This is a genomic window from Kitasatospora sp. NPDC056138, assembly GCF_042264695.1.
GTDB lineage: Bacteria > Actinomycetota > Actinomycetes > Streptomycetales > Streptomycetaceae > Kitasatospora.
In genome coordinates this window covers 1-5339 of record NZ_JBHJVK010000147.1, presented here as the reverse complement: position 1 = coordinate 5339, position 5339 = coordinate 1, and the positions used below count along the sequence as shown (strand labels likewise).

At 52.6% G+C, this 5339-nt stretch carries 3 tRNA genes and 3 rRNA genes; all 6 read right to left on the bottom strand.

Annotated features, from left to right (window positions below):
- Positions 1–119: 119 nt before the first annotated feature.
- A tRNA-Glu gene (locus tag ACFC1R_RS38575) sits at positions 120–191 on the bottom strand.
- A 16-nt stretch (positions 192–207) separates the two neighbouring features.
- Positions 208–298: transfer RNA gene (locus ACFC1R_RS38570), tRNA-Ser, on the bottom strand.
- Positions 299–303: 5 nt separating this feature from the next.
- Positions 304–378, bottom strand: a tRNA-Asn gene (locus ACFC1R_RS38565).
- Positions 379–424: 46 nt separating this feature from the next.
- Positions 425–540: ribosomal RNA gene (gene rrf / locus ACFC1R_RS38560) — 5S ribosomal RNA — on the bottom strand.
- 50 nt (positions 541–590) lie between these two features.
- Positions 591–3519, bottom strand: a 23S ribosomal RNA gene (locus ACFC1R_RS38555).
- A 170-nt stretch (positions 3520–3689) separates the two neighbouring features.
- Positions 3690–5239: ribosomal RNA gene (locus tag ACFC1R_RS38550) — 16S ribosomal RNA — on the bottom strand.
- The 16S, 23S and 5S rRNA genes sit together here with 3 tRNA genes alongside, the layout of an rRNA operon.
- Positions 5240–5339: the final 100 nt, after the last annotated feature.

Below are 5339 nucleotides of genomic sequence, written 5' to 3'. Positions count from 1 at the left end.
AGCTAATGGCTCTTGCTGTAACTTCACCGGATGTGCCATGCGTAACTCTTTTGTATAGGAGCTATGACTTTTTGAGGATTCCTCATGAGGATTGTATATCCCTGAGGTGGTGAAGATAATGACCCGTAGGGGATTCGAACCCCTGTTACCTCCGTGAAAGGGAGGTGTCTTAACCCCTTGACCAACGGGCCTTGCTTAAAATAATAGTGGCGGAGAGAGAGGGATTCGAACCCTCGAGACGCTTTTGGCGCCTACACGATTTCCAATCGTGCTCCTTCGGCCACTCGGACAGCTCTCCATAAATGGCTCCGCAGGTAGGATTCGAACCTACGACCGATCGGTTAACAGCCGATAGCTCTACCACTGAGCTACTGCGGAATAATATAAGCTTCATAAACAAAAACATGGTAGATAAAATAAAAAAGCTTGGCGGCGTCCTACTCTCACAGGGGGAAACCCCCGACTACCATCGGCGCTGAAGAGCTTAACTTCCGTGTTCGGCATGGGAACGGGTGTGACCTCTTCGCTATCGCCACCAAACCATTGAGAGTGTTCTCTCAAAACTAGATAACAGTAAGCATACATTCAAATTGGTTAAGTCCTCGATCGATTAGTATCTGTCAGCTCCATGTGTCGCCACACTTCCACCTCAGACCTATCAACCTGATCATCTTTCAGGGATCTTACTTCCTTGCGGAATGGGAAATCTCATCTTGAGGGGGGCTTCATGCTTAGATGCTTTCAGCACTTATCCCGTCCGCACATAGCTACCCAGCGATGCCCTTGGCAGAACAACTGGTACACCAGCGGTGCGTCCATCCCGGTCCTCTCGTACTAAGGACAGCTCCTCTCAAATTTCCTACGCCCACGACGGATAGGGACCGAACTGTCTCACGACGTTCTGAACCCAGCTCGCGTACCGCTTTAATGGGCGAACAGCCCAACCCTTGGGACCGACTACAGCCCCAGGATGCGATGAGCCGACATCGAGGTGCCAAACCTCCCCGTCGATGTGGACTCTTGGGGGAGATAAGCCTGTTATCCCCGGGGTAGCTTTTATCCGTTGAGCGATGGCCCTTCCATGCGGAACCACCGGATCACTAAGCCCGACTTTCGTCCCTGCTCGACTTGTAGGTCTCGCAGTCAAGCTCCCTTGTGCCTTTACACTCTGCGAATGATTTCCAACCATTCTGAGGGAACCTTTGGGCGCCTCCGTTACCTTTTAGGAGGCGACCGCCCCAGTCAAACTGCCCACCTGACACTGTCTCCCCGCCCGATAAGGGCGGCGGGTTAGAAGGTCAATACAGCCAGGGTAGTATCCCACCGATGCCTCCACCGAAGCTGGCGCTCCGGTTTCAAAGGCTCCTACCTATCCTGTACAAGCTGTACCAACATTCAATATCAGGCTGCAGTAAAGCTCCACGGGGTCTTTCCGTCCTGTCGCGGGTAACCTGCATCTTCACAGGTACTATAATTTCACCGAGTCTCTCGTTGAGACAGTGCCCAGATCGTTGCGCCTTTCGTGCGGGTCGGAACTTACCCGACAAGGAATTTCGCTACCTTAGGACCGTTATAGTTACGGCCGCCGTTTACTGGGGCTTCAATTCGCACCTTCGCTTACGCTAAGCGCTCCTCTTAACCTTCCAGCACCGGGCAGGCGTCAGCCCCTATACTTCGCCTTACGGCTTCGCAGAGACCTGTGTTTTTGCTAAACAGTCGCCTGGGCCTATTCACTGCGGCTCTCTCGGGCTTGCACCCTAACAGAGCACCCCTTCTCCCGAAGTTACGGGGTCATTTTGCCGAGTTCCTTAACGAGAGTTCTCTCGATCACCTTAGGATTCTCTCCTCGCCTACCTGTGTCGGTTTGCGGTACGGGCACCTCTCACCTCGCTAGAGGCTTTTCTTGGCAGTGTGGAATCAGGAACTTCGCTACTATAATTCGCTCGCCATCACAGCTCAGCCTTCACGGGAAACGGATTTGCCTATTTCCCAGCCTAACTGCTTGGACGCGGATATCCAATACCGCGCTTACCCTATCCTCCTGCGTCCCTCCATTGCTCAAACGATAAAGAGGTGGTACAGGAATATCAACCTGTTGTCCATCGCCTACGCCTGTCGGCCTCGGCTTAGGTCCTGACTAACCCTGAGCGGACGAGCCTTCCTCAGGAAACCTTAGGCATTCGGTGGACGGGATTCTCACCCGTCTTTCGCTACTCATACCGGCATTCTCACTTCTAAGCGCTCCACCAGTCCTTCCGGTCTGGCTTCACAGCCCTTAGAACGCTCTCCTACCACTGTTCGAAGAACAGTCCGCAGCTTCGGTGATACGTTTAGCCCCGGTACATTTTCGGCGCAGAGTCACTCGACCAGTGAGCTATTACGCACTCTTTAAATGGTGGCTGCTTCTAAGCCAACATCCTGGTTGTCTAAGCAACTCCACATCCTTTTCCACTTAACGTATACTTTGGGACCTTAGCTGGCGGTCTGGGCTGTTTCCCTTTCGACTACGGATCTTATCACTCGCAGTCTGACTCCCAAGGATAAGTCATCGGCATTCGGAGTTTGACTGAATTCGGTAACCCGGTAGGGGCCCCTAGTCCAATCAGTGCTCTACCTCCGAGACTCTTACCTTGAGGCTAGCCCTAAAGCTATTTCGGAGAGAACCAGCTATCTCCAGGTTCGATTGGCATTTCACCCCTACCCACACCTCATCCCCGCACTTTTCAACGTGCGTGGGTTCGGGCCTCCATTCAGTGTTACCTGAACTTCACCCTGGACATGGGTAGATCACCTGGTTTCGGGTCTACGACCACGTACTCAATTCGCCCTATTCAGACTCGCTTTCGCTGCGGCTCCGCATCTTCTGCTTAACCTTGCACGGGATCGTAACTCGCCGGTTCATTCTACAAAAGGCACGCCATCACCCGTTAACGGGCTCTGACTACTTGTAGGCACACGGTTTCAGGATCTCTTTCACTCCCCTTCCGGGGTGCTTTTCACCTTTCCCTCACGGTACTGGTTCACTATCGGTCACTAGGGAGTATTTAGCCTTGGGAGATGGTCCTCCCGGATTCCGACGGAATTTCACGTGTTCCGCCGTACTCAGGATCCACTCAGGAGAGAACGAAGTTTTGACTACAGGGCTGTTACCTCCTATGGCGGGCCTTTCCAGACCTCTTCATCTACCTCGTTCCTTTGTAACTCCGTATAGAGTGTCCTACAACCCCAAGAGGCAAGCCTCTTGGTTTGGGCTGTTCCCGTTTCGCTCGCCGCTACTCAGGGAATCGCATTTGCTTTCTCTTCCTCCGGGTACTTAGATGTTTCAGTTCCCCGGGTCTGCCTTCAATATCCTATGTATTCAGATATGGATACCACTCCATTACGAGTGGTGGGTTTCCCCATTCGGAAATCTCCGGATCAAAGCTTGCTTACAGCTCCCCGAAGCATATCGGTGTTCGTCCCGTCCTTCATCGGCTCCTAGTGCCAAGGCATCCACCGTGCGCCCTTTCTAACTTAACCGTTAAAAAGAATCACTACGTGATATCTTGCATTACTAATTGAATGTGATGTCTACTGTTATCTAGTTTTCAAAGAACACGTTTCGAAGGAATGATCCTTCAAAACTAAACAAGACAGGGAACGTTCTGTTTATAAGACCCAAGGTCTTATATTCCGTATAATATCCTTAGAAAGGAGGTGATCCAGCCGCACCTTCCGATACGGCTACCTTGTTACGACTTCACCCCAATCATCTGTCCCACCTTCGGCGGCTGGCTCCTAAAAGGTTACCTCACCGACTTCGGGTGTTACAAACTCTCGTGGTGTGACGGGCGGTGTGTACAAGGCCCGGGAACGTATTCACCGCGGCATGCTGATCCGCGATTACTAGCGATTCCAGCTTCACGCAGTCGAGTTGCAGACTGCGATCCGAACTGAGAACAGATTTGTGGGATTGGCTTAACCTCGCGGTTTCGCTGCCCTTTGTTCTGTCCATTGTAGCACGTGTGTAGCCCAGGTCATAAGGGGCATGATGATTTGACGTCATCCCCACCTTCCTCCGGTTTGTCACCGGCAGTCACCTTAGAGTGCCCAACTGAATGCTGGCAACTAAGATCAAGGGTTGCGCTCGTTGCGGGACTTAACCCAACATCTCACGACACGAGCTGACGACAACCATGCACCACCTGTCACTCTGCCCCCGAAGGGGACGTCCTATCTCTAGGATTGTCAGAGGATGTCAAGACCTGGTAAGGTTCTTCGCGTTGCTTCGAATTAAACCACATGCTCCACCGCTTGTGCGGGCCCCCGTCAATTCCTTTGAGTTTCAGTCTTGCGACCGTACTCCCCAGGCGGAGTGCTTAATGCGTTAGCTGCAGCACTAAGGGGCGGAAACCCCCTAACACTTAGCACTCATCGTTTACGGCGTGGACTACCAGGGTATCTAATCCTGTTCGCTCCCCACGCTTTCGCTCCTCAGCGTCAGTTACAGACCAGAGAGTCGCCTTCGCCACTGGTGTTCCTCCACATCTCTACGCATTTCACCGCTACACGTGGAATTCCACTCTCCTCTTCTGCACTCAAGTTCCCCAGTTTCCAATGACCCTCCCCGGTTGAGCCGGGGGCTTTCACATCAGACTTAAGAAACCGCCTGCGAGCCCTTTACGCCCAATAATTCCGGACAACGCTTGCCACCTACGTATTACCGCGGCTGCTGGCACGTAGTTAGCCGTGGCTTTCTGGTTAGGTACCGTCAAGGTGCCGCCCTATTTGAACGGCACTTGTTCTTCCCTAACAACAGAGCTTTACGATCCGAAAACCTTCATCACTCACGCGGCGTTGCTCCGTCAGACTTTCGTCCATTGCGGAAGATTCCCTACTGCTGCCTCCCGTAGGAGTCTGGGCCGTGTCTCAGTCCCAGTGTGGCCGATCACCCTCTCAGGTCGGCTACGCATCGTTGCCTTGGTGAGCCGTTACCTCACCAACTAGCTAATGCGCCGCGGGTCCATCTGTAAGTGGTAGCCGAAGCCACCTTTTATGTCTGAACCATGCGGTTCAAACAACCATCCGGTATTAGCCCCGGTTTCCCGGAGTTATCCCAGTCTTACAGGCAGGTTACCCACGTGTTACTCACCCGTCCGCCGCTAACATCAGGGAGCAAGCTCCCATCTGTCCGCTCGACTTGCATGTATTAGGCACGCCGCCAGCGTTCGTCCTGAGCCAGGATCAAACTCTCCGATAAAGTAGTTTGACTGACTACGCACATCGCTGTGCGATTTATTTAAAACTTTGAATTAACAGGTACGTTTTGTCTTGTTTAGTTTTCAAAGATCATCTCAACC